Source organism: Synechococcus sp. R55.7, from assembly GCF_047461955.1.
Taxonomy (GTDB): Bacteria; Cyanobacteriota; Cyanobacteriia; order Thermostichales; family Thermostichaceae; genus Thermostichus.
On record NZ_JANSIC010000051.1, the window covers coordinates 5,500 to 8,666 of the forward strand.

Consider the following 3,167-nt stretch of genomic DNA (forward strand, 5'->3'; position numbering starts at 1 on the left):
GTGGAGAGCGTTTTTCACGAAGAAAGCCTCTGAGCAGAATCAGCCCGCAGCCATTGCCTCACCCACAAGGCGAAAGCTATTCCCAGCAGCAGCAGTTGGGGGAGCAGCGTCTGCCAAGTGGGATATATGCCCAGCCAGCGCAGCTTTGGGATCCCGACCAGGGGGGTGATGGGCAGCCAGTCCGCCACCTGCAGAGCGTGCAGGCCACTGCCCAAAAACTTAAAGCCCAAATAGAAAACCAGCAGACTCAGGCCCCGGAAAAAAACTCCCAGCGGCAATTTCAGCCCCACCTGAAGCAGCAAGATCGCCACCGCCACCAACACCAGGGATCCCAGGCCGATCCCCGCCCAAAAATCTTTTGCCGAGAGGGAAGAGGCCAACCCCACATAAAACAGCACCGTTTCCGCCCCCTCGCGAAACACCGCCACAAAGGCCAGAAAAGCCAAGGAAAAAACCTGACCCGTGGCCAGTGCCGCCTGCGCCTGTTCCCGCACAAAGGTTTGCCAAGAAGCCACTGCAGCCCGGCGGTGCAACCAAAGGCTGACCGAGAACAACAAACCTGCTGCCACCAGCCCGGTGATCCCTTCCAGCACCTCTTGTCGCGTGTGGGTGAGCATCTGCTGGAAAAACAGCTTCACCAGCAGACCGAGCATCACCGCTGCCAGCAAGCCCGCGGATCCCCCTATCCACACCCAGCGCTTCTGAGCCGATTGCCCGCTCTTGCTCATAAGGGCCAGCAGTGCCACCAGCACCAAGAGAGCTTCCAGGCCCTCCCGCAGCAGAATCGAAGCAGCATCCAGGAACGTGTAGTCCGACATAGGCTCACCCAGACAGGCGGCTCAGTTTTAGCTGGAGCCAAGAGGATTTCTAGGCGGTGGCTGGGATGAACTTGAGGGCAGCAGAATTGATGCAGTAGCGCAAACCCGTGGGTGGGGGGCCATCCCGAAACACATGCCCCAGATGCCCACCGCAGTTAGAGCAGTGGACTTCCGTGCGGGGCACAAACAATTTCCAGTCCGTCTTGGTGCCGATCACATGGGGAGCAATCGGCTCCCAAAAGCTGGGCCAACCGGTGCCACTGTCGTACTTGGCCGCCGAGGAAAACAGCTCCTGACCACAGCCGGCACAGACATAGATACCTGGGGCCTTGTTGTCGTAGTAAGCGTTGCGGAAGGGGGGCTCAGTGCCCTCTCGGCGCAGCACATAGTATTGCTCTTCGGTGAGCAGTTGCCGCCACTCGGCGTCGGTTTTGGTGAAGGGATAAGTCTGTTGGGCCATTGCTCTTTGCTCTCCTGCTAAGCTGAGGGGTGCTGTAATCAACCCGGCCACCGCCAAGGTCAACAGCTCGCGTCGTCGCATGATGAGGTTCATCTGTTGTCGCTGTGTAAGTGGCGGGGAGGCCATCCCTACTAGGGGGATCCATCCGCCTTTGTCCGCCACCTGTGGGTTGAGACCTGCAAGCAGGTTACCCGTATCTTAACCCTTCTTTACGCTCCCTTCTGCAAAACAGGGAGATAGCCAGTATTCTATGGGTTCCATTGGCAGCTTCTATCCCCAGCTTCAGGCGCCATCCCGTTACAATGAGCGCAGGTGGGCTGCTTGTCCAACCCTAGACGAGTAATGGAGTTCTTCCTATGCTGCTGGTCGGCTCAGGTGCAAAGTTTGTGCAGCAACTGGAGCAATCTGGGGCTTTGGCCATCTTTGTAACCCCAGAGGGGGGATCCGAAGGGCACTACCTGCGGCGGCTGCGCGGAGCTGGGTATGAGGTGGTCACCCTCTCCAGTAAGGGAATCGGGGATCTGGCCAGCTATTTGACGCGCATTCATGGGGTACGGCCTGCCACGCTGGGCAAATCGGAGCGGCGCACCTATTTCTTTCCCGCGTTGATCGAGCAGTATCGGGCCACCTTGCCCCCGAAAGCAAAGGGGTTGGTGTTTTGGTTTTACGAGGGGCATGTGTTCAGCCAACAGGAACTCTCCTACCTGGTGAAGCTGAGTCGGGAAGACAAGGGAGTGAAGTTTGTGGTGGAACTGGGCCGAGAACGGTCAATTCGTTGGCAACCTCTGCAGAGCGCCTGAACCTCTCTTCAGGATCCTCGAAATTTCTTTGCTACCATCTCAAGTAGATGGCCTGCGGCTCAGATCCCCATCCTGCTAGCGGCTTCTTGTGCCTGTGACCTTGCCAACCGCCTCGCTGCAACAGGGTACCTGGTTTAAGTTGATCTGCGGTGCAAGTTTCCACCACTTGCCCTCGGTTCGGGAGCTGGCTTTCCTTTACACGCTGGCCGGGGCAGATTGCATTGATGTTGCTGCCGATCCGGCCATTGTGCGGGCCGCTCAAGAAGGGATCCAACGGGCACAAGCCGAAGATCCCCAGGCGGGATCCCCTTGGTTGATGGTCAGCGTCAATGACGGCGAAGACGTCCATTTCCGCAAGGCGGTGCTGACGGCTCCTGTTTGTCCTGCCGACTGTCCTCAACCTTGTTTGGCAGTCTGTCCTCCCCATGCCTTGACACAGGCAGCCCTTCCTGCTCAAGTCCACATCCAGACAGAGCTGTGCTACGGCTGTGGGCGCTGCGAGCCGGTTTGCCCCCACCGGCGCATTGCTACCTTCGGCTACCAGGTCGCTCTGTCAGAAGTTTTGCCGCCTTTGGTCGAGCTGGGCATTCAGGCGGTGGAGATCCACACCTGCATTGGTCGCCAGAGGTCATTCGAGCAATTGTGGGGATCCCTGAAGCCCTGGCTACCTCAGCTCCAGGCCATCTCAATTAGCTTTAACGATGGCCCGGGCCTAGAGGCTTACTTGAGGGATTTGCTGGCTCTTATGGATCCCTTGCCGGAGGTGTTGATCTGGCAGGTGGATGGCCGGCCTATGAGTGGGGATATTGGAGCTGGCACCGGCAAAGCTGCCCTAAAGTTGGCCGAGAAGGTACTGAATATGGGTCTGCCAGGCTATGTGCAATTGGCAGGAGGAACCAACGCCCAAACGGTGCCGCTGTTGGATCCCCGGTGGCCGGTGGCGGGGGTAGCCTTCGGCAGCTACGCGCGACAGTTGGTGTCAGCCTATCTGGAAGAGCCAGCTCACAGCTCATCGGAGTCAGGATGGAATCCTGGATTGGTGGCAGGGATCCCGTTGGCCAAGCAGTTGGTGCAGCAAGTAAAGCGGCG

General features: G+C 58.5%; 4 protein-coding genes. 2 read left to right on the forward strand and 2 right to left on the reverse strand.

The window, feature by feature from the left end:
- Positions 1–14: 14 nt before the first annotated feature.
- Both NW820_RS04265 and msrB read right to left on the reverse strand, forming a co-directional pair.
- Positions 15–818, reverse strand: a complete 804-nt coding sequence (locus tag NW820_RS04265) for an FTR1 family iron permease (protein ID WP_414406772.1) — start codon at positions 816–818, stop codon at positions 15–17.
- A gap of 49 nt (positions 819–867) precedes the next feature.
- Positions 868–1,359, reverse strand: coding sequence for a peptide-methionine (R)-S-oxide reductase MsrB (msrB, locus tag NW820_RS04270; protein ID WP_414406773.1), 492 nt, complete (start codon positions 1,357–1,359; stop codon positions 868–870).
- 275 nt (positions 1,360–1,634) lie between these two features.
- On the opposite strand from msrB, the gene ndhN reads away from it, so the two are divergent.
- Both ndhN and NW820_RS04280 read left to right on the forward strand, forming a co-directional pair.
- Positions 1,635–2,078, forward strand: a complete 444-nt coding sequence (gene ndhN / locus NW820_RS04275) for an NAD(P)H-quinone oxidoreductase subunit N (protein WP_414344253.1) — start codon at positions 1,635–1,637, stop codon at positions 2,076–2,078.
- A gap of 94 nt (positions 2,079–2,172) precedes the next feature.
- A partial coding sequence (locus tag NW820_RS04280; protein WP_414406774.1) for an LdpA C-terminal domain-containing domain occupies positions 2,173–3,167 on the forward strand: 995 nt, incomplete at its 3' end.